The following is a 24271-nucleotide window of genomic DNA, read 5'->3' as shown; positions in this document are numbered from 1 at the left end:
TCCTGCCGGTTTGGTCAGTGCCCGGTCGTGGCCTCTTCGCCATGCTCCATGTCGTCCGGAGCCTTGGGCATGAAGCGACGGGTGAAGGCGCTGAAGCTGTCGATATAGGTCAGCAGCACTGGCACCACGAGCAGCGTGAGTGCGGTCGAGCTGATCAGTCCGCCGATCACGGCATGGGCCATCGGAGCGTTCTGTCCCGTGCCAAGGGCCAGCGGCACCATGCCGAAGATCATTGCCAGCGTCGTCATGATGATCGGGCGGAAACGCGTCACGCCGGCTTCAACCAGGGCCTCATAAAGGTTCCACCCCTGCTTGACGTGCTGGTTGGCATTGTCGACCAGAAGAATGGCGTTTTTCACCACCAGACCCATCAACATGATGAAGCCAATGGCCGAGAACATGTTGAGCGTCGATCCTCCGACCAGCAGGCCCAGCATCACGCCGATCAGGGCGAGGGGCAGGGAGCCCATGATGGCGATCGGCTGCAGGAAACTGCCGAACTGGCTGGCCAGCACGAGGTAGATGAAGACCACGGCCAGCAGCAATGCCGAACCAACCGATCCCATGGTGTCGGCGATCTGCTCGACTTCACCGCCGAACGAGCTGCGGTAGCCCGTCGGGAAGGTGATGTCGCCCACGATCTGCTGCAATTGCGGCGTGATCGCGCCGAGTTCGACACCTTCGAGATAGGCTTCCACGGTCACGCCGCGCTGCAGGTCCTCACGGTTGATCGTGGCGGGGCCGGTGCTTTCCACGACTTCGGCCACCTGGCTGAGGGTCACCATTTCGCTCGACCCCGATGTGCCCGACTGGGCGATCGGCAGATTGCCGATCGCGTCCACATCGTCACGCAACTCGGGCGGCAGGCGCACCATGACCGAATAGATCTGGCCATTGGGCGCCGTCCAGTCCGACACGTCCTCGCCGCTGATCAGCGGATTGAGCGTGCTGGCGATCTGGGTCATCGTGATGCCGAGGTTGTCGGCCAGATCCTGGTTGATCCGGATCCCGACGACCGGCTGGGCATCGTCCAGGCTCGACTTGATGTTGATCAGGCCATCGACCTGCTCGAGCTGGGCCACCAGATCATCGGCCAGACGATCCAGCACGACGAAGCTGTCGCCGAACAGCGTGATCGACACGGGGGCGGAACTGCCGCCCAGGCCCGATGCGGCCGACACCTGGAAGGTGGCACCCGGCACGGCCTGCAGAGCCTGACGGACCCGCGGCATGATCTCCTGCGGTGTGACGTCGCGTTCGGCCTGGTCCACCATGGTCACGGTCATCGTGCCCGTATTGGACCCCGATGCCGCCGTGCCGCCAGCGATGGTCGAATAGACGGTCTCGACCTCGGGCAGGGCACGGATGATGGTTTCCGCCTGCCGGACCTTGGCTGCCGTGAACTCCTTGGACGAGCCGGCCGGCGCTTCGACATTGATGGTGAAGATGCCATTGTCGGTCGTCGGGATGAACTCGACGCCCACGCGCGGGAACAGCAGGAACGCGCCGACGAAGGACAGCAGAGCCACCAGCAGCACCGACTTGCGCCACTTGAGGCCGAGGTGAATGAGGCTGCGATAGCCCTCCGTGAACCAGTCAAACAGCCGGTCGAACTGGTGCACCAGCCGGCCGATCGGGCCCCGCTTGACGTTGGGATTGGACGCCGGATCGTACCAGACGCTCGACATCATCGGATCGAGCGTAAAGGCCACGAACAGCGAGATCAGCACTGCAACCGACACAGTGACGCCGAACTGCAGGAAGAACCGGCCCATGATGCCGTCCATGAAGGCCACCGGCAGGAACACCGCGACAATGGACAGCGTCGTGGCCAGCACGGCGAGCCCGATTTCATTGGTGCCGTCGAACGCCGCCTGGCGGTGCGACTTGCCCATATGCAGGTGGCGCGTGATGTTTTCGCGGACCACGATGGCGTCGTCGATCAGGATGCCGACGGCAAGCGACAGGGCCAGCAGCGTCATGATGTTGAGGCTGAAGCCAAGGAAGTTGAGCGCCACCATCGTGCCGATGATCGAGATCGGCAGGGTGAGACCCGTGATGACGGTGGAGCGCCAGGAGTTGAGGAACAGGAAGACGATGACGACGGCGAGGGCCGCGCCTTCGAGCAGCATGGCCTGAACTTCGTGGAAGCTCTCTTCCACCGGTTCGGCATTGTCGACCACGACCTCGATATTGACCTGCCCTTCGGGCAACTCGGTCGCGAGCAAGGTATCGATGGTGTGGCGGATTTCTTCCGCAACGCCCACGGTATTGGCGCCCTGCGTCTTGAGAATGTCGACGGCCAGTGCGCGTTGGCCGTTGAGAATGGCAAGGCTGCTGGCCTCGCCGGTGCCATCTTCGATGGTCGCGACGTCGCGCAGCGTGACCGGCTGACCACCCTGGTTGCCGACATTGATGTCGTAAAAGTCCTCGGACTCCTCGATGCGACCCAGAACCTGCAGCGACTGCACGATGCTGTCCTGCGTGATCTGGCCGGCGGCAAGGTCACGATTGGCGTTCTGCAACGCCTGCACGACCGCGCCCGGGCTGATATTGTAGGCCGAGAGGCGATCGGGATCGATCTGGATATTGAGCTGGCGCGGCACGCCGCCCACCACCGTCGCACTGCCCACGCCCGAAATATTGGACAGGCGGGTGACGATGATGTCTTCGGTCAGCGTTGTCAGGTCACGCTCGGACAGCGTGTCCGAGCTGACGGCCAGTGACAGCACGGGCAGGGCCGATGGATCAAAGCGCAGCACGCGCGGATCACCGGCATTTTCCGGCAGGTCGGCGCGGATCGGGTCGATCTTGTCGCGCACTTCCTGGGCCATGGCCTGGGAATTCTGCTCTAGGTCAAAGATCATCAGGACCATGGCCTGGCCCGACTGTGCGGTGGACTGCACCGTGTCGAGGCCGGCAATGGTATTGACCGCGTTTTCGATGGGCTCGACGATATCGGCTTCCACCGCCTCGGGCGAGGCGCCGGGGTAGCTGACGACGACGGCAACGACGGGAAAGTCGACATCCGGCATCTGCTCGATCGGCAGGCGCTGGTAGGAATAGACACCGAACACCATGATCGCGACCATGATCATGGTCGCAAACACGGGGTGATTGACGCTGATGCGCGTGAGAAACATCGGTTATCCTTCTACCAGTTCGTAGGCCTCGCCGGCCTTCAGTTCGGCAAGCGGGGACGAGATGACCTGGTCACCCGCTTGCAGCCCGGTGACTTCCACCAGCGAGCCACGGCTCCACTGGCGGACGGTTTCGACGGGCTGGCGCTCGAGCGTCGTCCCGGCGAGCTTGAGTACGAACTGCCCCTCGGCATCTTCGCGCAGCGCTGCGGCCGGCACGGCGATGGCATTGTCCTGCTCGATGACCGTGATATGGCCGGTGGCGAACATGCCACCGCGCAGGCGGCTCTCGGCATTGTCGATGTCGATATAGATCGGCACGGTCCGCGTTCCGCTCATCGCCACCGGATTGACGCGGGTGACTTCGCCGGCGAATTCCTGGTTGTCGAGGCCCGTGACGCTCACGGTCGCAGCCTGGCCCGGATCGACCAGCGCACTCGAATTGGCGGAAGCTGCAGCTTCAAATTCCATCCGGTCGAGGTTGACGATGGTGAACAGCGCCGTGCCGGTCTGGACGGTCTGGCCTGGCTCGACGGTGCGGGCCGACACGATGCCGGTGAGCGGCGCGGTAACGGTGGCGTTCTCCACGGCGAGCTCGGCCGTCGCCACGGCGCTGTCGAGGGCATCGAGCTGAGCGACAAGCGCGGCCGTGGCCGAGCGGGCCTGTTCAAGCGCGGAGGCGGTGACAGTGCCGCGGATCGCCAGCTGTTCGGTGCGCTCCAATTGCTGTTCGGACGACTGCAACTGCGCGCGGGTGGCGCTGGCGGTGGCCCGCTGCTGGTTGAGCTGCAACTCGAGTGTGGCCCGATCGATCTGGGCCAGCACGTCGCCCTCGGCGACGCGATCACCGGGACGAACCATCACCGTCATGACGCGGCCCGAGGCCTGCGCCGACACATCCGAACGCTGGCCGGGGACCAGGGTGCCCGTCACCTTGACGGTATCGCGCAACATGGCTTGTTCGATCGTCGTGGTCTCCGACTGGCGAACCTGACGCGCGACGGGCGCCTGCTCGACCGATTCCTCGGCCGGCGGGCTGGGCTGCAGGAAGATGAAGGCGCCTATGCCGACAACGATAACGACCGGGATCAGCCAGGGCCAGATGCGACGCTTGGGCTTCTGCCCCTGCGCGACACGCTCGGCATTGCGCTTGTCGTGCCGGCTCTGCGCCCATTCCGGCTTTTCGTGTGCAGTGCTCATTTCGTGTCCTTTCGCGTCGTTCCGTCTTCGCGGAGCGAGGTCGCCCAGTGGTCTAGTATTTCTGCCGACTTCTCGAAGAAGTCCTGCATGTCTTCGGCACGCTCGGCGGCCGGTGGATCTTCGCTGCGCATGTCAACCACGCAGCTTTCTATGGTCTTGGCATGGCGCCGGAACCGGTCGGCCAGCTCGCCCAGCATGTCGAAGTCGCGGAAGTTCGAGATCTGGTAATAGTCCTGGCGGTCGCCAGAATGCGTCGTGAGGTTGATAGCGCCGCGGCGCGCAAGGGTGCGGGCATTGGTGCTGACGCTGGCCCGGCTGACCTTGAGCCGATCGCTGATCTGGCTGAGGCTGAGCTCGCGGCCCTCGATGATCAGCAGACCCATGATGCGGCCCGCAATGCGCGTGTCGCCGCCGTCCTGCGAGATCAGGCCAAATTCTTCCACGAAGCGTTCGGTCGCCAGCATGCTGTCATCCTTCCAAGCGTTCAGTCCATATTGAACGAACAGGACGAAGTAAACCCTCGTTCCATGCATAGGCGATCAGCGGCACCGCATGGCGGTATCCCATTTGGATGCCCAATTCGTTTCCCGAGCCGACGGCAGTTGCCTCAAAATCCACCGCATCAAATATGATTGAACAACTCCACTTAATGTGCGATGTCGCCTCATCGTCTTTTTGGAGAACCGCCATGTCATCCAATGACCGCGACGCGACATTTGCTGCAGTGCGGGCTGCGATGATGGCGTCTTACGCCGGTACGCTGGCCTCCACCCGCCTGTCGCCCCTCGAAGCCCTGGAGTGTCTGTCGGCAGCGATTGGCTCCATCTATCGCGAGATCGCCGACAGCCATCTTGATCCTGACGGCTGCGGTTGCGGCTGGCTGCCCAATGAAGTGCTGGACATTGCGACGCTTGAGCAGGCAATTAGCGCCCATGCCGGTCGCGAGGAGGACGACTCCTGCTTTGACCTTCGCTCCATGAGGCCTGTCGGAAACGGCTGAGGGCCGTTCACCAAAGTAGTGCCTGAATGATCAAACGGTTCTTTTCTTACTACGCCCCCTACAAGGGCCTGTTCGCGCTGGATTTTGGCTGCGCGGTTCTGGCAGGGCTGTTGGAACTGGCCTTTCCCATGGCCGTCGCCTATTTCATCGACCAATTGCTGCCGCGGTCCGAATTCGGCTTCATCCTGATCGCCGGTTCGGCCCTGCTGGCCATCTATGTGTTCAACACGGCCCTCATGGGCGTGGTGAATTATTTCGGCCACATGCTGGGCATCAGCATCGAAACCGACATGCGCCGGCAGGTCTTTGATCACCTGCAAAAGCTCAGCTTTCGCTTCTTTGACAACAACAAGACCGGTCACCTGATAACCCACGTGACCAAGGATCTCGAAGACGTCGGCGAAGTGGCCCACCATGGTCCCGAAGACGTCTTCATCGCCGTGATGACCTTTGTCGGCGCCTTTGCCCTGATGTTCACGGTCAACTGGAAGCTGGCCCTGCTGACCACCTTGATCGTCCCGGTCATGACCTGGCTGGTCAGCCGTTATGGCGCAGCCATGACCGAGAACTGGCGCAAGCTGTTCCGTCAGGTTGGCGAGTTCAACACCCGCATCGAGGACTCCATCGGTGGCATCCGTGTGGTGAAAGCCTTCGCCAACGAGCCGCATGAAGCCAAGCTTTTTGCCGGCAACAACTCGGCCTATCGCAGCACCAAGCTGCAGGCCTATGCCTATATGACGGCCTCGATCACCATTACCTACCTGTCGACGCGCCTCGTCCAGCTCATCGTCATGCTGGTTGGCTCCTGGCTGGTGGTGCAGGGCGAATTGACCTATGGCGGCTTTGTCAGCTTCCTGCTGCTGGTCAACGTCTTCATGCGCCCGGTCGACAAGATCACCAGCGTGTTGGAAAGCTATCCCAAGGGCGTCGCCGGCTTCCGCCGCTTCACCACCCTGATCGATACCGAGCCCGACATTGCCGACCGCAAGAACGCCAAAGTGGTCGATCACCTGCGCGGCGACATCGTCTTCAAGCAGGCTTCGTTCTCCTACGAAAGCGGCCGCAAGGTGCTCGACGGGCTCGATCTCGTCGTCAACGCCGGCGAGACCATCGCCGTCGTCGGCCCGTCCGGCGCCGGCAAGACCACGCTCTGCTCGCTGCTGCCGCGCTTTTATGAACTCGACAGTGGCTCGATCACCATCGACGGCATGGACATTCGTGACATGACCCAATCCTCGCTGCGCAGCCAGATCGGCATCGTGCAGCAGGACGTTTTCCTGTTTGGTGGCACCATTCGCGAGAACATTGCTTATGGCCAGCTTGGTGCCAGTGACGAAGCCATCTGGGAAGCGGCGCGCCGCGCCCGCTTCGATACGGTCATCAAGCGGCTCCCTGAAGGGCTCGATACCATGGTCGGCGAACGCGGCGTCAAACTCTCTGGCGGCCAGAAGCAGCGGGTTGCCATCGCCCGCATCTTCCTCAAGAACCCGCCGATCCTGATCCTCGACGAGGCGACCTCGGCACTCGACACGGCAACCGAAGTGGCCATCCAGCGCTCGTTGACCGAGCTGTCACAAGGTCGCACCACGCTGGTCATCGCCCACCGTCTGGCCACCATCCAGCATGCCGATCGGATCGTCGTGATTGACGAAACCGGCATCGTCGAAGAGGGCAGTCACGATACTCTTTTGGCCGAGGACGGCGCCTATGCTGTGTTGCACAAGGCCCAGTTCGGCTATCTGGCGGGGTAGAACATGCGTTGGCTGAAAAAACTGCTGGGCAACAAAGTTCGCGACGCCGAGCAGGCAGAGCCGGTCGAAACCGCCGCCCAGAAGTCCGAGGCTTCGGTCGCACCGCGACCCATCAACGAGATTGAGGAATTTCTGTTCGAAGCGGCCGTCAACGCGGACGCCAGACCGGGGTTCGAACGGGCCCTGCTGGAGGCAAAGCTGTTTGTCGCCACCCCGGCACCGCCCGCCATCGAGGGCATGCGCACAGTAGGGGAGGGCGAATACCTGAACCTTATGAGCGTGCGCAGCCCGGACGGGGCGCTGGTGACGGCCATCTTTACGGCGCAGGAGCGGATTGCCGATGTCTTCGGTGACGGCGTCGGCTTTGTTGCCATGCAGGGCAGGGAATTGCTGTCCCTTGTCGAAAGCGGTGGGGCATGGCTCAACCCCGGTTTTCCCTACAGTGTACATTGGGCTCCCGACCATGTGACGGCGCTGCTGGGCAAGCCGGTGCGGCATACCGTGGCCAAGGACACAAATGTCATGCTGGGCACGCCAGCAAATCCGCCGACGGCCCTGATCCGGGATCTGCAGCAGGTTCTGTCCGGCAATGCCGGGATCATTGAAGCCTGGTTCGCCCTGGCCCATTGGCCGGACGAGGAAAGAAGCGCCTGGTTTCTGGACATCCGCGCCAGCCTCAGCGCGGAAGAGGTCCGAGCATTGCTGGACGAGACGCTGAGAAACGCAGATTACGCGGGCCAGCCGCTCGATATGGTGGTGAACCGGGCCGATGACGTCGTCGGGGCGGGCATTCGCCTCGTGCCGGTCGAGACGCACTGACGTCTGCAAGGTTTGGCTCTTCAGCGCGCACCGGTGCGCGCGCCTGCGACATGACATCCCTGTTGGTAACTGTCATCGAACAGTCAAAAACACGTCACCCAACTGTCAAGGAGCGTTGTTAGGGCACCGGCGTTCGCTTTGAAGGCGGACCGGTAGGGGGCTTTCCTGCCGTTGTTTCCGACATGCAGGAGAGACCCTATGGTTCGCCTTTCGCTGGCCGCTTTGGCCGTTGCGCTGACCTCGACCACCGCCTTTGCCCAGACTGAAATCAGCTGGTGGCATTCCATGGGCGGCGAACTCGGCGAACGCCTTGAGGCTATCGCTGCCGACTTCAACGCGTCGCAGAGCGAATACGTCATCGTCCCGTCCTACCGCGGCGAATATGAAGAGAGCCTGGTCAACACCATCGCCGCCTTCCGCGCTGGCGAGCAGCCGACCATCGTTCAGGTCTACGAAGTCGGCACCGGCACCATGATGGCCGCCAAGGGCGCCGTCTATCCCGTCTACCAGCTGATGGCCGACCACGGCGCCAACTTCGACCCGTCCGTCTATTTGCCAGTCGTGACCGGCTATTACACCGACACCGAGGGCAACATGCTCTCCATGCCCTTCAACTCCTCGACCCCGATCCTGTACTACAACAAGGACGTTTTCGAGAAGGCCGGCCTCGATCGCGATGTGGCGCCCAAGACCTGGGAAGACATCGAAGCCTTCTCCAAGCAGATCGTTGATTCCGGCGCTGCCACCTGCGGCTTCACCATGGGCTATGCTGCCACCTGGGTTGGCCTCGAGAATGTCTCGTCCCTGCACAACGTGCCCTTCTCGACCCTTGAAAACGGCTTCGGCGGCCTCGGTGCCGAACTGACTTTCAACGGCGAAATCCAGGTTCGTCTCTGGGACAAGCTCAAGGAATGGTCCGACGCCGGCTACTTCGCCTATGGCGGTCCTGCTGGTGGCGCTGATACCGCTCCCAAGTTCTACGCCCAGGAATGCGCCATCAACATGGGCTCCTCGGCCGGCCGCGCTGGCGTGGTTGCCAATGCCAAGGACTTTGAAGTCGGCTTCGGCATGCTGCCCTATTTCGGCGACGTCGACGGCGCACCGCAGAACTCGATCATCGGTGGCGCGACCCTCTGGGTCATGACCGGCAAGTCGGACGAAGAATACACCGGCACCGCCCAGTTCCTGAACTACCTCTCGACCCCCGAAGTTCAGGCTGCCTGGCACCAGGCCACCGGCTACCTGCCGATCACCACGGCTGCCTATGAGCTGAGCCAGGAACAGGGCTATTACGAAGCCAACCCGGGTTCGGACATCGCCATCAACCAGGTGAACCTCAACCCGCCGACCGAAAACTCCAAGGGCCTGCGTTTCGGCAACATGCCCCAGATCCGCATCGTGCTCGATGAGGAACTGCAGGCTGTGCTGAACGGCGACAAGACCGGCCAGGAAGCCCTGGATTCGGCAGTCGAGCGCGGCAACGCCATTCTGCGCGAATTCGAAGCGAACAACGCACAGTAAGCCTTTGCAATCGCTGAAAGGCCGGTCCTTTTGGGCCGGCCTTTTGACTTGTTTACGACTGGATGGAAGCGGGCATGGAAACCAAGCGCACGATTTTTCCCAACAAGGGTCTGCCCTACGCGTTCATTGCGCCGCAGCTCATCATCACCCTGATCTTCTTCATCTGGCCTGCCGGGCAGGCGGTGAAATCCTCCTTCGAGCGCCAGGACCCCTTCGGCCTCTCCACCACTTTCGTCGGCTTCAGCCATTACGCGCGCCTGCTGGCCGATCCGAGCTACCTTGCCGCCATCGGCCGAACCTTTGTTTTTGCCGGCGCGGTGACCGTAGTTTCGATGGGTCTCGGCCTGCTGCTGGCCATGGCCGTGAGCCGGGTCATCCGCACCAGCCAGTTCTATTCGACCATGCTGGTCTGGCCCTATGCCGTAGCCCCAGTCGTGGCGGGCATCCTCTGGTGGTTCATCTTCAACACCGGCACCGGCATCTTGCCCTATGCGCTGAAAGCCTTCGGCGTGAACTGGAACCACCAGCTCAACGGCACTCATGCGATGATCCTGATCATCGTCGCTGCCAGCTGGAAACAGGTGTCCTACAACTTCCTGTTCTTCCTCGCCGGCATGCAATCCATCCCCCATTCGCTGACCGAAGCGGCCGCCATCGATGGCGCCGGACCGCTCAAGCGCTTCTGGACCATCATCCTGCCGCTGATCTCGCCCACGACGTTTTTCCTCTTCATCGTCAACGTTAACTACACGATGTTCGACACCTTCGGCATCATCGCGGCCACCACCAGCGGCGGGCCGAACCAGGCGACCAGCGTTCTCGTCTACAAGGTCTATTCCGACGGCATCATCGGGCTGAACATCGGCTCGTCCTCCGCCCAGTCCGTGCTGCTCATGCTCATGGTCGTCATCCTCACCTTCGTGCAGTTCCGCTTCGTGGAACGCCGGGTCCAGTATTGAGGCGCGCTCACAATGGTTGAAAACCGTCCCATCCTCGATTTCCTCACCCATGCCGTGCTGATCCTGGGCGTGGTCATCGTCGCCTTCCCGGTCTATATCGCCCTGATTGCAGCGACCCATCACGCCTCCGAGCTCAGCTCGGGCCTGATGCCGCTGCTGCCGGGCGGCGAATTCTTCAACAACATGTCGCTGGTGTTGTTTTCCAAACTCCCCGGCCTGCCGCCCTTCTGGCTGATGGTGTGGAATTCGACGCTCATGGCGTTGATCATCACCGCCGGCAAGATCGCCATCTCGATCATCTCGGCCTATGCCATCGTCTATTTCCGCTTCCCCGGCCGCATCATCGCCTTCTGGATCATCTTCATCACGTTGATGCTGCCGGTCGAAGTGCGCATCCTGCCCACCTATGAGGTTGTGGCCAACCTTGGCATGCTCAATTCCTTTGCCGGCCTCACCATTCCCCTGATCGCCTCGGCCACGGCAACATTCCTCTTCCGCCAGTTCTTCATGACAGTGCCGGACGAGCTGATGGAAGCCGCCCGCGTCGACGGGGCAGGGCCGCTCAAATTCTTTTGGGATATCCTGCTGCCGCTGAGCCGCACCAATATCGCCGCGCTCTGCGTCATCCTCTTCATCTACGGCTGGGTGCAATATCTCTGGCCGCTGCTCGTCACCACCAACGAGAAATACTACACGCTGATCCTGGGCGTGCAGCGCCTGTCGGCCACCGCCGAAGCCGAGCCGCAGTGGAACATCATCATGGCGGCGGTGATCCTCGCCCTGCTGCCCCCCGTCCTCATCGTCATTTTCATGCAGCGCCTGTTCGTCAAGGGCCTGGTCGAAACGGAGAAATAAGTCATGGCCACCATCAATCTCAAAGGCGTCAAGAAGACTTATCCCGGCGGCCAGCAGGTCGTGCATGGCATCGACCTCGATATTGCCGATGGCGAACTGGTCGTGCTGGTCGGCCCTTCCGGCTGCGGCAAGTCCACCCTGCTGCGCATGATTGCCGGGCTCGAAACCATCACCGACGGCACGATTTCCATCGACGGCACCGAGGTTAACCGCAAGGAACCGGCCGAGCGGGACATCGCCATGGTGTTCCAGAACTATGCGCTCTATCCCCACATGAGCGTGCGCGGAAACCTCGAATATGGCCTCAAGAACCGCGGCACGCCGCGTATAGAGATCGATCGCCGCGTCAATGAAGCGGCGCGTATCCTCGAGATCGCGCCCTTCCTTGATCGCAAGCCGCGCCAGCTTTCCGGCGGTCAACGCCAGCGCGTCGCCATGGGTCGTGCCATCGTGCGCGAACCCAAGGCCTTCCTCTTCGACGAGCCGCTCTCCAACCTCGACGCCAAGCTGCGCGGCCAGATGCGCATCGAAATCCGTCGCCTGCAGCGCAATCTGAAAACCACCTCGGTCTACGTGACCCACGACCAGCTCGAAGCCATGACCCTGGCCGACCGCCTGGTGGTGATGAATGGTGGCAAGATCGAGCAGGTCGGCAAGCCGACCGAGCTTTATGACCGCCCCGCCTCGCTATTCGTCGCCGGGTTCATCGGTTCTCCGCCAATGAACCTGCTCGACGTCGAGGAACTGGAGGCACTGGGTGTCGTGCCGGCAAAGCTGCCAGCCGGGACCAATATCATGGGCGTAAGACCCGATGCGGTGCAACTGCGCGCCGCGCAGCCAGGCGATCTGGCCCTGACAGGCACGCTCGAACTGATCGAGCCCGTGGGCGGCGAAAGCCACCTCTATGTCCGTGTCCAGGGCCTCAAGCGCGAGTTCATCCTGGTGGTGCAGGGCCGTCCCGATATGGTCGAGGCCGCCAGGATCGACTTCGTCGTTCCTGCGGCTGCGCTACATCCCTTCAACCGCGAAACTGGCAAGAGGCTCTAAAGCCGGTCGCGGAAGCGGCGCTGGTAGTCGGGATTGTAAAGCGAGGACTCGCGGAAATCCGCCTCGCCCAGCCCGCGTCCGACAAAGATGATCGCGGTGCGCTCGACCGGTTCGGCCGCAAAGCGCGCCGCGATGGTTTCAAGCGTGCCGCGGATGATCTTCTCGTCCGGCCACGAGGCGTGAAAGACAATCGCCACCGGGCAATCTGCGCCATAGAGCGGCGTCAGTTCCGCGACCACACGATCCAGTGCGTGGATGGCGAGATGCACGGCCAGTGTCGCCCCGGTGGCACCAAAGCCCGCCAAAGTCTCGCGCTCCGGCATGGGCGAGGCCCGGCCGGATATCCGGGTGAGCACAAGGCTTTGCGCCACAGCAGGTATCGTCAGCTCGCGCTTGAGCGCAGCAGCGGCGGCCGCAAAGCTCGGCACGCCCGGCGTCAGGGTGTAGTCGATGCCCAGGCGATCAAGCCGCCGCATCTGCTCGGCCACGGCGCTCCACACCGACAGATCACCGGAGTGAAGGCGGGCCACATCCTCGCCTGCCTGCTGCGCGCGGACATATTCCGCCTCGATCTCGTCCAGCGACATCGGTGCCGTATCGATCAGCCGGGCACCAGGCGGGCACCAGTCCAGCATCTCTTTTGGCACGATCGAGCCGGCGTAGAGACAGACCGGCGCGGCCCTCAGAATATTCATGCCGCGCACGGTGATCAGGTCCGCCGCGCCCGGACCGGCCCCGATGAAATGCACCGTCATGGTTTGCTCCATACCCATTGCGTGATCGGCATGGCTGGGCGCCAGCCGGTCATCGAGCCGATTGCATCCGCACGGGAGATATCGATGCGGATGAGTCTGCCGCCGAGCGCTGCCTGCCGAGCGAGGAGCAGGGCCTCCATCTCCAATGTCACCGCATTGGCGACCAGCCGTCCACCCGAACGCAGCGCTGCGATCGCCGCCTCGATGACGCCTGGCTCTGACCCGCCACCACCAATGAAAATCGCATGCGGCTGTTCAAGTCCTGCAAGAGCCTGTGGCGCGGCGCCATGAATCACCGTGAGATCAGGAACACCCAAGGCCTTGGCATTGCGTGCAATTCTGCCGATACGTTCGACATCCAGCTCTATAGCAGTCGCTTTAAGAGACGGATCTGCCAACATCCACTCGATCCCGATCGAGCCGGACCCAGCGCCGATGTCCCACAGCAATTCGCCCCGCCGCGGAGCGAGTGCGGCGAGGGTCAGGGCGCGGACTTCGCGCTTGGTGATCTGCCCATCATGCTCGAACAGGGCGTCGTCCAGCCCCGGGGTCAGCGGCAGCACGCGGGCATCGGGCAGGGCGACGACGCTGACAGCGCAGATGTTGAGCGGGTTGATATCGGCCAGCGCAAAGCCCATCGCGACCTGCGAACGCACGGTTTCGTTTGGGCCGCCAAGAGCTTCAAGCACGGTGATGATGGAGATGCCGAACCCCGCATCGGTCAGCAACCTGGCGATTTCCGCTGGACCATGCTCGTCCGATGTCAGCGCCAGGATGCGGACGCCGGGATGCAGATGCGGCCGGATCAGTTCGATCGGTCGGCCATGCAGCGACAGCGTCAGCACATCCTGCAGCGGCCAGCCCAGCCGGCTGGCGGCGAGGCTGAAGGCAGACGGCTGCGAGAATGCCTGCATTTCGCTGGCATCCAGCCTGCGCGTCAGCGTGGCGCCGACGCCGAAATGGAATGGGTCGCCCGATGCCAGCACGCAGACTTTGCGACCGCGCAGGGCGAGAATGGCATCGACTGAGTCGGAGAAGGGTGACAGCCACGGCCGTGCCTCGCCCAAAACCAGCGAGGCCGCGAGTTCCAGATGGCGGGCGCCGCCAAAAACGAACTCGGCCTCGGCAATGGCCGCCCTGGCCGCCGAACCGAGCCCATCAAGACCATCCTCGCCAATGCCGACGATCGAGAGCCACTTCATGCCGGGCCACCTGTCGAGCGGGGCGAATAGACAAGCGGCGTTTGGCCCTCCCGTTCGATGATCCGAGTTTCGGCCGAACCGATGATGACGCAGGTGGCCATGTCGGCGACCTTGGGATCGGCCTCCGCCAGCGACATGATGGTAATGGCCTCGTCGGGGCGCCCCGCGGCGCGACCAAAGATCACCGGCGTCGACCAGGGCAGCACTTCGCGAAGGATGGCAAAGGCCGCGCCGAGCTGATGCGGGCGGGCTTTGGAAATGGGATTATAGAGCGCAATCACCAGGCCCGCTCCGGCCACCGCGCGCAGGCGGGATTCGATGACCGTCCAAGGTTTAAGATTGTCCGACAGCGAAATGGCACAGAAATCATGGCCGAGCGGCGCGCCGACACGGGCGGCGACCGCCAGCATGGCGGTGATGCCCGGAACGATCTGAAGGTCGACCTCGCGCCATGACGGTGGCCCCGCTTCCAGCGCTTCGAGGACGGCAGCGGCCATGGCAAAGACGCCGGGATCGCCGCCCGAGACCACGCAGACCTGCTCGCCCGAGGCAGCAGTGTGCAGAGCGTCTTTGGCCCGGGCCAGTTCCTCGCGATTGTCCGAGGCGACGCGACGCTGGTCTTGGCGCAGGGTCAGCCGATCGAGATAGGGGCCGTAGCCAAAAAACACATGACTGGCAGCGATCGCGGCCAGCGCTTCGGGCGTGGTCTGCTCGGGATTGCCGGGACCAGTGCCGACGATGAAGAGCTTGCCGCTCATGGCCGCGTGCTCCAGCCAGGCACGAGGACGATGGCGAAATAGGGCGCGACATCGTCCGCCTTGTCGGCAAGGCGCATATGATGGCCGCTGGCCATGGTGCCGCGCTCGACATAGATGGCACGATCCAGATGGCCGGCGGCCGCGATGGCGCGGCGGATCTTCGGCAGGTTACGGCCAATCTTCATGATGACGGCGCCGTCCGTTCCCTCGAGCCGGTCGCGCAACGCGTCCTCCTCCAGCGTACCGGGCAGGATGGAGAGAATGTCGTCGCCCTGCACCAGCGGCAGGCCGGCCTGCGACCAGCAGCCGGACATGGCGGTGATGCCGGGTATGACCTCGGTGTCATAGCGCTGTGCCAGCCGGACATGGATATGCATATAGCTGCCGTAAAACAGCGGATCGCCCTCGCTCAGCACGGCGACGCTGCGGCCGGCATCGAGATGGGCGGCAACGCGGGCGGCGGCCTCGGCATAGAAGGCCGCGGTGGCTGATTTGTAGTCCTCGTGCCGGCGGTCGATTTCCGTGGTCACGGGATAGCCAAGTGGCTCCTCGACCTTGCCGGCAAGCAGATCGGCGACGATGGCGCGGGCATTGCTGGCATTCCCCTGCTTGGCGAAATAGGCAATGACGTCAGCACCTTGGATGGCGCGCACGGCCTTGAGCGTGAGCAATTCCGGGTCCCCCGGACCCGTGCCGACGCCGAACAGCTTGCCTGTCATATGCCAGGCCTCGCCAGGGCATTGAGCGCCGCTGCCGTCATGGCCGAGCCGCCGAGCCGGCCGCGCACGATCGCATAGGGCACGCCATAAGAGTTTTCAGCGAGCGCAGCCTTGGATTCCATGGCGCCGACAAAGCCTACCGGCATGCCGATGATGGCGGCTGGCTTCGGCGCACCGTCGCGCAGCAGTTCGAGCAGGAAGAACAGCGCAGTCGGCGCATTGCCGATGGCAACAACCGATTCTTCCAGTCGCGGCAGCCACAGCTTCAGCGCGGCGGCAGAACGGGTATTGCCGATTTCGGCAGCGATTTCAGGCGTTTGCGGATCACGCAGCGTGCAGATGACCTCGTTGCTGGCCGGCAAGCGAGCGGCGGTCACGCCGCGCGCCACCATTTCGGCGTCGCAGAAGATCGGTGCACCATCGGCCAGAGCAGCGCGGGCCGCGGCAACAAAGCCGGGTGCAAACTCGAAGTGCTCTGCAGCGTCGACCGAGCCGGCAGCATGGATCATGCGCACGGCGACATCCGCCTCGTCGGTGGAAAAGCGAGACAGATCAGCCTCTTGGCGAATGATCGCGAAGGACTGGCGATAGATCGCCTCGCCGTCCCTGATGTAGTCGTATGTGGTCATCGTCATCCCTGGCCGAGCGCGCTGGCGAGGTTATCGGCCTGCAGCACTGCCCGTGGCGTATCGCCCGCCCTGCCGTCAATGACAAGACCATAGCCATCGGCCCGGCCCACCAGCGTAATGTCGCTGGCGCGCGGATGGGCGCAGCCCTTGGAACAGCCCGAGACATGCAGGTGCTGGTCCTGTGGCAGATTGGCCGCCAATTGGGCTGCGATCAAGCGTGCAGGGACATGGCCGGAGGCACAGCCCTCGCTGCCGATACAGGCACTGATGCGCTGCCGCGGATCGTCGGTTTTCGTAATGAAGCCAAGCGTTTCAGCCATCGAAGGGAAACTCGGATCAGCGCCGATGGCCAGCAGCGCATGGTGTGGCGCAAGACGGAACTCACCAACGCCATGAAGGGCGGCCTGGTTAGCCAGAGCCACCAAAGTGGCGGCGCTAGCCGAGCCGAAGGGCAGGGCGATGCCCGTGGCTTGACCATGCATGAGGGCAAAGACACCCACTGGTCGGCTGGCATCCGCGAGAATTTTTGTAGTGCTGCCAGGCAGATCGCTGGCGCGCGCTGCAGGTCCAAGCGCGGCGATCTGGCGCAGGATGCGGAGGGTGGCACTGACCTCGTCATGACGAATGACGGGGACCGGCATGCGCCCAGCGACAGACAGGGTCCAGTCTCCTGGGCCCTTTGCGACGAGGCGGATATCGGTGTTGAGATTGCCGAGGCCGATCTGTCCCCCACCGTCCACCACCACGCTCACCTTGGGCCCAAGCCGGTCGGCGAGCGAGGCCGCAGCAACACGGATGGCGGCGGCAATGGGCCATGGATCGGCCAGCTCACGGGGATCGTCGCCGGCCAGTGGTGGCGTTTGCACAACCAGGCCGCGCTCTATTTCGACAATGGCCTCAATGGATTGCGCGAAACTCGGCACGGCAGCTTGCGTCAGCCCACGCACCTGCAGATTGCCGCGAGCGCTGATTTCGATGAGGCCATTGCCATGCTGCTGGGCCAGTTCGGCGATGCCTGCCAGTTGCGCTGGCGTCAGCCGCCCCCCGGCGACCCGCACCCTTGCCAGCAGGCCGTCACCGGTCTGCATCGGCGCGTGGAGCGACGGGCAGGCGCCGCGACGGCTGGGTTCAATGGGCAGGGCGGTGGTCATGCGGTTATTTTAGCGGATCGCCGGCTCCGGGGGAATTGCGCTTCGTCAATTCGCCTTGCGCAACAGATAGGTGTCCATGATCCAGCCATGCTGCTCCCGCGCCGCCTTGCGGGTGGCGACAATCTCGTCGCGGACGTTGCCGAGGCGGCCGGAAAGCACGATCTGGTCGGGCGTGCCGAGATAGGCGCCCCAGAAGATTTCCATGTCCTGATCGGCATTTAGGAAGGCCGTCTGGCCGTCGAGCAAGACCACCGTATCATCCTCCACCGGGCCGAGCCGGCGGCCCGTGGTGATATGGATGGGCTCGCCGATGCGGTTGAGCGCTATGCCATGGGCAGCGGTGAGCGCCTGGATGCTGGTGATCCCCGGAATGACCTCGACGGCGTGGTCGCCGCGCAACCGGTCCATGATGCGGATCGTGCTGTCATAAAGCCCGGGATCGCCCCAGACCAGGAAGGCGCCGATGCCGTTTTCTGGTAGGGGTGACAGGAGGTTGGCGAAGATTTCTGCCAGCGCTGCGTGCCAATCATCGACGCCAGCTTCGTAGTCCGGATTGGCAGCATTGCGCCGTGGCACGGCATAGTCGACGGTGCGGCTTTCCGGATTGGTGACATAACGCGCGATGATCTCGCGGCGCAGGTCCGCCAGGTCGGATTTGCCCGCGCCCTTGTCTGGAATGAACAGCAGATCGGCGCGGTTAAGGGCGTTGATCGCCTGGATGGTGATATGTTCCGGGTTGCCCGAGCCGATGCCGACGATGAGAATGGTCTTCATGCCAAGGTCCTGAAAAATCAGTCACATTATGCTTCGTTCGGGCTACCATTTTGCGGCAGTCGGCTAGCAGACTGTTAGCATCGAGCGTCACCTTCGACGCGGATTGGTGAATCTGGTGATTAGGCGCGCCCTCGCCTGCGGTCAATCTGCTTGACCTTCCCATGGGGCAGGCCCGCTTGCTGATATCCGACACACTGAAAGGTCTCGCCATGAAGACGATGATTGCCGCCGCCTCGCTCGCCCTCCTGCTCACGTCGCCCACATGGGCGCAGGATCATTCCGGCCATGCCATGCCGGCGGATAGCGAAAGCGCATCGAGCCAGGCCTTCGCGACCGCCAATGCAAAGATGCATGCGGACATGGCCATGGAGCTGACCGGCAATGCCGACGTGGATTTCATCCGCGGCATGATCCCCCATCACCGGGGCGCGGTGGATATGGCAAGGATCGTCCTCGAACATGGCAGCGATTCCGAAGTGAAGGCCCTGGCCGAAGCGGTGATCACGGCGCAGGAAGCCGAGATCGCGTGGATGCAGGAGTGGCTGACCAAGAACGGCCACTAAGCCTTGACGTAGACCCAGGCTTCTTTCCCCGACGCCAGCGTCACCAGCACGCGCTTGTAGTCGTCGACTTCATAGTCGTCGGCGGCGGCCAGTTCGGCCTCGGTGATGGCGAAGACCTTGCCAGAAACCGAGTCGGCGGGATTGCCCGTCGGGATGACGATGGGATGGCTATTGCTGCCGCTCTTGCGGATGACCTCGGGATCAGTGATCTCGACCCAGGACTGGGCATAGCCGGGCATGGCATCGGCTGTGCCGTCGAGCAGACGGTTGAACTGGGCGCGTTGCACCTCCTCGAGCTGCAGCGTGCCATAGGAAAACAGCAGGACGTTTCGTTCAGTCATTTCAATCCTTTCCAACACGCCCGACCGAATTGCGCACGATCAGCTCGGCGCGCAGCAGCACTTCGGTGTTTTTCGGCGGCTTGCCTTCGAGCAGGGCCAGCAGCAGATCCATCGCCTCTTCGCCGATCTTGAGGCGCGGCTGCTTCATCGTCGTCAGCGAGGGGGTGACGAAGCTGGAAAAGGAAATGTCGTCAAAGCCCATCACCGAATATTCGCGCGGCAGGTCGTAGCGGCGAGCGTTGAGGGAAATAATGACACCCAGCGCCGTCGCATCGTTGACGCAGAGGAAGGCGGTAGGCAGCACGTCGCGCACGAACATGGCCTCGGTCGCCTGGCGGCCGCTTTCGGTCGTCCCGTCGCCATCAAGGATCAGCCGTGGATCAATGGTGATGCCTGCGCTGCCCAGCGCCGCGCGATAGCCAGCCTCGCGCAACTGGTTGACCGCCTTGCTGGTCGAATGGCCGATAAAGGCAATGCGGCGGTGGCCCTGGCTGATCAGGTGTTCGGCGGCGACGCGCGAGCCTTCGAAATTATCGACGCCGACAAAGGGTATGTCGCTATTGCTGACCGGCTCGTTGACCGCGACCATGGGCGGCAGGCGCGCTTCGCCCGCGTCATTGCCAAAACCATAGGGCAGGTGGCCGGTAAAAAGGATCAGCCCGTCGGCCTGGTTGGAGCTGATGAAGCGCAGATAGTCGGTCTCGCGGGTGGCGTCATTCTGCGTATTGCCGATCAGCACGCCATAGCCGCGCTTGCTGGCCTCGGTTTCGAGCCCGACGAGAATATTGGAAAAGTTCGGGTCGCCCACGTCCGGCGCCAGAATCAGGATCATGTTGCTTCGCCGCATGCGCAGCGAGCGGGCCATGGCATTGGTCGTATAGCCGGTGCGGGCAATGGCCTCGTTCACCCGGCGACGAGTTTCGTCGGCCACCTTGGTCGGCTCGTTGATGGCGCGGCTGACCGTGGCGATGGACACGCCGGCAATCGCCGCAACGTCATCGATCGTGGCCAGTTTCTGGTGCTGCACTTCAGATTGCGTCCATTTTGACCATGCCGGCCTGCAAACGGCGGTCTTCTGCGCTTCCGGTGCTCACGTGCAGAACGCACGCTGCGCTCCGGTTCTCGAACACCACCATTTTCGGCTCGTCCTGCTCAAACTGTCTGCGCAATCTGATGCTCCGCACGCCCGCTGGCGTCCCGCCATCGCCTTTAGCAGATGGTTTGTCGGGCGCCAGACCTCCCCACACGGTTATCCCGTTTTCGCTTTCTGTAAACCTTTACATCATTCATGAAAACCTTTACATCAATCAATCATCGACGAAGAGCAGGACAAGCCAGCCGCGTCGGGAAACAGGGAGGGGCTATCACATGACCAGTGCCGAAGGCACGTCCGCGACGTCCATCCTGTCAGCGAGCAGGATCTCCAAGTCGTTTGGCGAAATCCCGGTGCTGTTCTCCGTCGATTTCGACATCAGGCCGGGCGAGGTCCACGCCATCATCGGCGAGAATGGCGCGGGCAAGTCGACCCTCATCAAGATCCTCTCCGGCATCGAACAGCCCACCGCCGGCTCGATCGCCTATGATGGTAAGACCGTGGTCCTGCCGCCCAATGGCGAAGCCGAAGCCATGGGCATCGTGCTGATTCACCAGGAGCTGAACCTGGCCGAACACCTGACGGTGGCGGATTCCATCTTCCTCGGCCGCGAAATCAGGAAGTTCGGCTTCCTCGATCTCAAGGAAATGCGCCGCCGCGCCCATGACGTCATGGAAGCGCTGCATGTCCATGTCGATCCCGATGCGCGCATCAATACTCTTTCGGTCGCCGACAAGCAGATGGTGGAGATCGCCAAGGCCATCAGCCGCGATGCGCGCGTGCTGATCATGGACGAACCGACCGCCGTGCTCTCGGTGGGCGAGACCGAGACGCTGTTCGAGCAGATCAGGCGCCTCACCGCGCGCGGCGTGGCGGTCATCTTCATCTCGCACAAGCTCGACGAGATCATGGCTCTGGCCCAGCGCGTCACCGTGCTGCGCGACGGCCAGCTGATCGCCACGGTGTCGACCGAAGCGCTGACGCCCGACTCCATCGCCCAGATGATGGTCGGCCGCGAGCTCTCCAACCTTTATCCGCCCAAGCATGAACCCGATGTTGATGCGCCGGTGGTGCTCTCGGTGCGCAATCTGGTGGCGCCGGGCGTCAGGGATGTCTCATTCGAGCTGCGCCGCGGCGAAATCCTCGGCTTTGCTGGCCTGATCGGCTCGGGCCGCACGGCGGTGGCAGAGGCCATTGTCGGGCTGACGCACAAGAGCGCCGGCGAGATCACGCTCAATGGCAAGCCGGCTGACTTTCCGGACGTCGCCGCCTCGGTCGATGCCGGGCTGGCCTATATGACCAAGGACCGCAAGGGCAGGGGGCTCCTGCTCAATGTCGGCCTGCAGCCCAACCTGACCCTGCTGACCCTGAAGAAGCACCTCAACCACGGCTTTCTCGACGGCAAGAGCGAGGAAAAGGCGCTGGAGCGCGCCACGCGCCGCTTCGATATCCGCGCCCGCGACGCCTCGGTGCGCGTCGGCCAGCTGTCGGGTGGCAACCAGCAGAAGCTGATGCTGGGCAAGACCATGGAAAGCGAGCCGGAGATCATCATCATGGATGAACCGACCCGCGGCATCGATGTCGGCACCAAGCAGCAGATCTATCATATCATTGCGGCGCTGGCCGCCGAGGGGAAGTCGATCATCGTCATTTCCTCGGAAATGCAGGAGGTCATCGGCCTCGCCCACAAGGTTCTGGTGATGCGCAACGGGCGCCTCGCCGGCACGCTCGAGGGCGGCGAGATCGGTGAAGCAGAAATCATGCGGTACGCCGCAGGCATCAAACAGGATGGGGACGATGAGCGTATCAGCGCATGAGGGAGCCAAGCCGGCCAAGGGGTTCCGGCTTGATCTCAAGACCGCGGGACCGCTGCTGGCGCTGATCCTGCTGGTGGTCCTGGGCTATTCGCTCAATCCCGCCTTCCTCAACGAGGGCAATGTCACCAATATCCTGACCCGCTCGGCCTTCATCGGCATCATCGCGGTGGGCGCGACCTTCGTGATCACCGCCGGCGGCATCGACCTCTCGGTCGGCTCCATGGCGGCCTTTATCGCCGGCGTCATGATCATCATCATGAACTCCGCCGTCGATGCCTGGGGCGCCTCGCTGGCCACGGTCATCCTGGGCATCGGTTCGTCGCTGGTGCTGGGGGTCGGCGCCGGCTTCATCAACGGCTTTCTGACCACCAAGGCCAAGATCGAGGCCTTCATCGTGACGCTGGGCACCATGGGCATCTATCGCTCGCTGGTGACCTATTTCGCCGATGGCGGCACGCTGTCGCTCAACAATGGCGCCCGCGATATCTATCGCCCGGTCTATTACGACAGCTTCCTGCGCATTCCCTATCCGGTCTGGGTGTTCATCGCCGTCGCCATCATCGGCTGGGTGCTGATGAACCGCACCGCCTTTGGCCGCTATTGCATGGCCATCGGTTCCAACGAGCATGTGGCGCGCTATTCGGCCATCAAGGTCGATCGGGTCAAGACCATGACCTATATCCTGCAGGGCCTCTGCGTCTCGCTGGCGACGATCATCTATGTGCCGCGGCTTGGTTCGGCCTCGTCGGCCACCGGCGTGCTCTGGGAACTCGAGGCCATTGCGGCCGTGATCATCGGCGGTACCATGCTCAAGGGCGGTTTCGGCCGCATCGGCGGCACCGTCATCGGCGCGCTGATCCTGACCTCCATTGGCAATATTCTCAATCTCACCGAGATCATCTCCAACTACCTCAATGGGGCAGTGCAGGGCGTGATCATCGTCGCGGCGGTCTATCTGCAGCGCGGCTCGCTGACCAGCAAGCGCAAGAAGGCGGAGTAAGGCGTCGCGCGACGCGCAAAGAAGAATTCCAGCCCGCAGGGGCGGATAAAGCGGCGCCAGGGGAGCTGGCGCCAAACATTGGTAGGGAGGACTAACATTATGTCATTGAAGGCTATCGCATTGGGCCTGTTGGCCACCTCCGTCCTGGCCGGATCGGCCATGGCGCAGGACCAGATCAAGATCGGCGTCTCCATTCCGGCCGCTACGCACGGCTTCATGGGTGGGCTGAACTGGCATGCTGCCGAGGCCGAAAAGCGCCTCGAAGCCGCCAATCCCAATATCGACCTGATCATCGTGACCGCCGACGGCCCGGCCGACCAGGCCAGCGATCTCGAAGACCTGGTCTCGGTGCACCAGATCCAGGGCCTCGTGGTGCTGCCGTTCGAATCCGAGCCGCTGACCGAACCGGTCCGCGCCGTCAAGGATAGCGGTGCCTTCATCACCGTCGTCGACCGCGGCCTGACCGACACGTCCATCCAGGACGTCTATGTTTCGGGCAACAACACCGAAATGGGCGTCAACTCGGCCGAATACATGAAGACCCGTCTCGGCGATGGCGACAATATCGTCATCCTGCGCGGTATTCCGACCGTGCTAGACACCGAACGCTTCGACGCCTTCATGGGCGCCATCGAGGGCTCGGGCATCAATGTGCTCGACAACAAGTTCGCCAACTGGAACCGCGATGACGGCTTCGAAGTGATGCAGGACTTCCTGTCGCGCTTCCCCGACATTGACGGCGTCTGGGCCCAGGACGACGACATCACCCTGGGCGTGGTCGAAGCCATCAAGGCCGCGGGCCGCGAGAGCGAAATGTTCGTGGTCGGCGGCGCCGGCATGAAGGAAATCGTCAAGGGCGTGATGGATGGCGACGAGCTGGTGCCCGTCGACGTGCTCTATCCGCCGGCACAGATCGCCACGGCCATGGACGTGACGGTCAACCACTTTGTCTCCAACGGCCCGGTCGGCGGCACCTATATCCTGGGTTCGCCACTGATCACCAAGGAGAATGCGGCCAACTTCTACTTCCCGGACAGCCCGTTCTAAAGTTGGTTGGATAGAAAATAATGCAGAGGGCGCCTTTGGCGCCCTTTGTTTTTGCTGGATACCCCCTCCTAACCTCCCCCTGAAAAGGGGGAGGGATCCGGCCGGCGGGCGGGCAATATCACGCCCCAAA

The 24271-nt window shown here is 62.9% G+C and carries 23 protein-coding genes; 11 read left to right on the top strand and 12 right to left on the bottom strand.

Annotated features, from left to right (window positions below; translation table 11 throughout):
- Positions 1-14 precede the first annotated feature (14 nt).
- From P0Y65_11760 to P0Y65_11750, 3 genes are read right to left on the bottom strand one after another with little or no spacing between them, the layout of a single operon-like run.
- Positions 15-3143 (bottom strand): efflux RND transporter permease subunit, encoded by a 3129-nt coding sequence (locus P0Y65_11760; protein ID WEK02886.1) that lies wholly within the window; start codon positions 3141-3143, stop codon positions 15-17.
- A 3-nt stretch (positions 3144-3146) separates the two neighbouring features.
- Positions 3147-4340, bottom strand: a complete 1194-nt coding sequence (locus tag P0Y65_11755) for an efflux RND transporter periplasmic adaptor subunit (GenBank protein WEK02885.1) — start codon at positions 4338-4340, stop codon at positions 3147-3149.
- Complete coding sequence (locus P0Y65_11750; GenBank protein ID WEK02884.1) at positions 4337-4804, bottom strand: hypothetical protein; 468 nt, start codon at positions 4802-4804, stop codon at positions 4337-4339. Before P0Y65_11750 ends, P0Y65_11755 begins: the two co-directional genes overlap by 4 nt.
- A 224-nt stretch (positions 4805-5028) precedes the next feature.
- Here P0Y65_11750 and P0Y65_11745 point away from each other — a divergent pair, with 224 nt between their 5' ends.
- From P0Y65_11745 to P0Y65_11715, 7 genes are all read left to right on the top strand, one after another.
- Positions 5029-5340: a hypothetical protein gene (locus P0Y65_11745; protein WEK02883.1), complete on the top strand. Its 312-nt coding sequence runs from the start codon at positions 5029-5031 to the stop codon at positions 5338-5340.
- A 26-nt stretch (positions 5341-5366) separates the two neighbouring features.
- The gene (locus tag P0Y65_11740; GenBank protein WEK02882.1) at positions 5367-7091 is read left to right on the top strand and encodes an ABC transporter ATP-binding protein; all 1725 of its coding nucleotides are present in this window, start codon (positions 5367-5369) and stop codon (positions 7089-7091) included.
- Between the two features lie 3 nt (positions 7092-7094).
- Positions 7095-7910 (top strand): enhanced serine sensitivity protein SseB C-terminal domain-containing protein, encoded by an 816-nt coding sequence (locus P0Y65_11735; protein ID WEK02881.1) that lies wholly within the window; start codon positions 7095-7097, stop codon positions 7908-7910.
- Between the two features lie 198 nt (positions 7911-8108).
- Positions 8109-9431, top strand: coding sequence for a sn-glycerol-3-phosphate ABC transporter substrate-binding protein UgpB (gene ugpB, locus P0Y65_11730; GenBank protein ID WEK02880.1), 1323 nt, complete (start codon positions 8109-8111; stop codon positions 9429-9431).
- 74 nt (positions 9432-9505) lie between these two features.
- Positions 9506-10390 (top strand): sn-glycerol-3-phosphate ABC transporter permease UgpA, encoded by an 885-nt coding sequence (ugpA, locus tag P0Y65_11725; protein ID WEK02879.1) that lies wholly within the window; start codon positions 9506-9508, stop codon positions 10388-10390.
- A gap of 12 nt (positions 10391-10402) precedes the next feature.
- Complete coding sequence (ugpE, locus tag P0Y65_11720; protein WEK02878.1) at positions 10403-11245, top strand: sn-glycerol-3-phosphate ABC transporter permease UgpE; 843 nt, start codon at positions 10403-10405, stop codon at positions 11243-11245.
- Between the two features lie 3 nt (positions 11246-11248).
- Complete coding sequence (locus P0Y65_11715) at positions 11249-12292, top strand: sn-glycerol-3-phosphate import ATP-binding protein UgpC (GenBank protein WEK02877.1); 1044 nt, start codon at positions 11249-11251, stop codon at positions 12290-12292.
- Here P0Y65_11715 and cobM read toward each other — a convergent pair.
- From cobM to cobF, 7 genes are read right to left on the bottom strand one after another with little or no spacing between them, the layout of a single operon-like run.
- Positions 12289-13047: a precorrin-4 C(11)-methyltransferase gene (gene cobM / locus P0Y65_11710; GenBank protein ID WEK02876.1), complete on the bottom strand. Its 759-nt coding sequence runs from the start codon at positions 13045-13047 to the stop codon at positions 12289-12291. The genes P0Y65_11715 and cobM overlap by 4 nt on opposite strands.
- On the bottom strand, positions 13044-14249 hold the full coding sequence (gene cbiE / locus P0Y65_11705) for a precorrin-6y C5,15-methyltransferase (decarboxylating) subunit CbiE (protein ID WEK02875.1): 1206 nt from the start codon (positions 14247-14249) through the stop codon (positions 13044-13046). The genes cobM and cbiE overlap by 4 nt, the downstream gene beginning before the upstream one ends.
- Entirely contained in the window at positions 14246-15007 is a 762-nt protein-coding gene (locus P0Y65_11700) for a precorrin-3B C(17)-methyltransferase (GenBank protein WEK02874.1), read from the bottom strand. Before P0Y65_11700 ends, cbiE begins: the two co-directional genes overlap by 4 nt.
- The gene (locus P0Y65_11695; GenBank protein WEK02873.1) at positions 15004-15726 is read right to left on the bottom strand and encodes a precorrin-2 C(20)-methyltransferase; all 723 of its coding nucleotides are present in this window, start codon (positions 15724-15726) and stop codon (positions 15004-15006) included. Before P0Y65_11695 ends, P0Y65_11700 begins: the two co-directional genes overlap by 4 nt.
- Positions 15723-16355 (bottom strand): precorrin-8X methylmutase, encoded by a 633-nt coding sequence (locus tag P0Y65_11690; protein WEK02872.1) that lies wholly within the window; start codon positions 16353-16355, stop codon positions 15723-15725. Before P0Y65_11690 ends, P0Y65_11695 begins: the two co-directional genes overlap by 4 nt.
- 2 nt (positions 16356-16357) lie before the next feature.
- The gene (cobG, locus tag P0Y65_11685) at positions 16358-17506 is read right to left on the bottom strand and encodes a precorrin-3B synthase (protein WEK02871.1); all 1149 of its coding nucleotides are present in this window, start codon (positions 17504-17506) and stop codon (positions 16358-16360) included.
- A gap of 45 nt (positions 17507-17551) precedes the next feature.
- Positions 17552-18280, bottom strand: a complete 729-nt coding sequence (cobF, locus tag P0Y65_11680; protein ID WEK02870.1) for a precorrin-6A synthase (deacetylating) — start codon at positions 18278-18280, stop codon at positions 17552-17554.
- A gap of 218 nt (positions 18281-18498) precedes the next feature.
- Between cobF and P0Y65_11675 the strand changes: the two genes are divergently transcribed.
- Complete coding sequence (locus P0Y65_11675) at positions 18499-18843, top strand: DUF305 domain-containing protein (GenBank protein ID WEK06784.1); 345 nt, start codon at positions 18499-18501, stop codon at positions 18841-18843.
- Here the strand turns inward: P0Y65_11675 and P0Y65_11670 are convergent.
- Positions 18840-19184 (bottom strand): gamma-glutamylcyclotransferase, encoded by a 345-nt coding sequence (locus P0Y65_11670; GenBank protein WEK02869.1) that lies wholly within the window; start codon positions 19182-19184, stop codon positions 18840-18842. The two genes, P0Y65_11675 and P0Y65_11670, sit on opposite strands and share 4 nt — an antisense overlap.
- A 1-nt stretch (position 19185) precedes the next feature.
- Complete coding sequence (locus tag P0Y65_11665; GenBank protein ID WEK02868.1) at positions 19186-20211, bottom strand: LacI family DNA-binding transcriptional regulator; 1026 nt, start codon at positions 20209-20211, stop codon at positions 19186-19188.
- Positions 20212-20552: 341 nt separating this feature from the next.
- Here P0Y65_11665 and P0Y65_11660 point away from each other — a divergent pair, with 341 nt between their 5' ends.
- From P0Y65_11660 to P0Y65_11650, 3 genes are all read left to right on the top strand, one after another.
- The gene (locus tag P0Y65_11660; GenBank protein ID WEK02867.1) at positions 20553-22094 is read left to right on the top strand and encodes a sugar ABC transporter ATP-binding protein; all 1542 of its coding nucleotides are present in this window, start codon (positions 20553-20555) and stop codon (positions 22092-22094) included.
- Positions 22075-23094, top strand: a complete 1020-nt coding sequence (locus P0Y65_11655; GenBank protein ID WEK02866.1) for an ABC transporter permease — start codon at positions 22075-22077, stop codon at positions 23092-23094. Before P0Y65_11660 ends, P0Y65_11655 begins: the two co-directional genes overlap by 20 nt.
- Before the next feature lie 99 nt (positions 23095-23193).
- A complete protein-coding gene (locus P0Y65_11650; GenBank protein ID WEK02865.1) occupies positions 23194-24141 on the top strand; it encodes a substrate-binding domain-containing protein in 948 nt (315 codons plus the stop codon).
- The last annotated feature ends 130 nt before the right edge of the window (positions 24142-24271 follow it).

This window comes from Candidatus Devosia phytovorans, assembly GCA_029202405.1.
GTDB classification, from domain to species: domain Bacteria; phylum Pseudomonadota; class Alphaproteobacteria; order Rhizobiales; family Devosiaceae; genus Devosia; species Devosia phytovorans.
This window is presented reverse-complemented; position numbering and strand designations above follow the sequence as displayed.

What these genes read in the sequence shown, in the direction of transcription:
- P0Y65_11760 (WEK02886.1), bottom strand. Translation starts at nt 3,143, where the DNA reads ATGTTTCTCACGCGCATCAGCGTCAATCACCCCGTGTTTGCGACCATG.
- P0Y65_11755 (WEK02885.1), bottom strand. Translation starts at nt 4,340, where the DNA reads ATGAGCACTGCACACGAAAAGCCGGAATGGGCGCAGAGCCGGCACGAC.
- P0Y65_11750 (WEK02884.1), bottom strand. Translation starts at nt 4,804, where the DNA reads ATGCTGGCGACCGAACGCTTCGTGGAAGAATTTGGCCTGATCTCGCAG.
- P0Y65_11745 (WEK02883.1), top strand. Translation starts at nt 5,029, where the DNA reads ATGTCATCCAATGACCGCGACGCGACATTTGCTGCAGTGCGGGCTGCG.
- P0Y65_11740 (WEK02882.1), top strand. Translation starts at nt 5,367, where the DNA reads ATGATCAAACGGTTCTTTTCTTACTACGCCCCCTACAAGGGCCTGTTC.
- P0Y65_11735 (WEK02881.1), top strand. Translation starts at nt 7,095, where the DNA reads ATGCGTTGGCTGAAAAAACTGCTGGGCAACAAAGTTCGCGACGCCGAG.
- ugpB (WEK02880.1), top strand. Translation starts at nt 8,109, where the DNA reads ATGGTTCGCCTTTCGCTGGCCGCTTTGGCCGTTGCGCTGACCTCGACC.
- ugpA (WEK02879.1), top strand. Translation starts at nt 9,506, where the DNA reads ATGGAAACCAAGCGCACGATTTTTCCCAACAAGGGTCTGCCCTACGCG.
- ugpE (WEK02878.1), top strand. Translation starts at nt 10,403, where the DNA reads ATGGTTGAAAACCGTCCCATCCTCGATTTCCTCACCCATGCCGTGCTG.
- P0Y65_11715 (WEK02877.1), top strand. Translation starts at nt 11,249, where the DNA reads ATGGCCACCATCAATCTCAAAGGCGTCAAGAAGACTTATCCCGGCGGC.
- cobM (WEK02876.1), bottom strand. Translation starts at nt 13,047, where the DNA reads ATGACGGTGCATTTCATCGGGGCCGGTCCGGGCGCGGCGGACCTGATC.
- cbiE (WEK02875.1), bottom strand. Translation starts at nt 14,249, where the DNA reads ATGAAGTGGCTCTCGATCGTCGGCATTGGCGAGGATGGTCTTGATGGG.
- P0Y65_11700 (WEK02874.1), bottom strand. Translation starts at nt 15,007, where the DNA reads ATGAGCGGCAAGCTCTTCATCGTCGGCACTGGTCCCGGCAATCCCGAG.
- P0Y65_11695 (WEK02873.1), bottom strand. Translation starts at nt 15,726, where the DNA reads ATGACAGGCAAGCTGTTCGGCGTCGGCACGGGTCCGGGGGACCCGGAA.
- P0Y65_11690 (WEK02872.1), bottom strand. Translation starts at nt 16,355, where the DNA reads ATGACCACATACGACTACATCAGGGACGGCGAGGCGATCTATCGCCAG.
- cobG (WEK02871.1), bottom strand. Translation starts at nt 17,506, where the DNA reads ATGACCACCGCCCTGCCCATTGAACCCAGCCGTCGCGGCGCCTGCCCG.
- cobF (WEK02870.1), bottom strand. Translation starts at nt 18,280, where the DNA reads ATGAAGACCATTCTCATCGTCGGCATCGGCTCGGGCAACCCGGAACAT.
- P0Y65_11675 (WEK06784.1), top strand. Translation starts at nt 18,499, where the DNA reads ATGATTGCCGCCGCCTCGCTCGCCCTCCTGCTCACGTCGCCCACATGG.
- P0Y65_11670 (WEK02869.1), bottom strand. Translation starts at nt 19,184, where the DNA reads ATGACTGAACGAAACGTCCTGCTGTTTTCCTATGGCACGCTGCAGCTC.
- P0Y65_11660 (WEK02867.1), top strand. Translation starts at nt 20,553, where the DNA reads ATGACCAGTGCCGAAGGCACGTCCGCGACGTCCATCCTGTCAGCGAGC.
- P0Y65_11655 (WEK02866.1), top strand. Translation starts at nt 22,075, where the DNA reads ATGAGCGTATCAGCGCATGAGGGAGCCAAGCCGGCCAAGGGGTTCCGG.
- P0Y65_11650 (WEK02865.1), top strand. Translation starts at nt 23,194, where the DNA reads ATGTCATTGAAGGCTATCGCATTGGGCCTGTTGGCCACCTCCGTCCTG.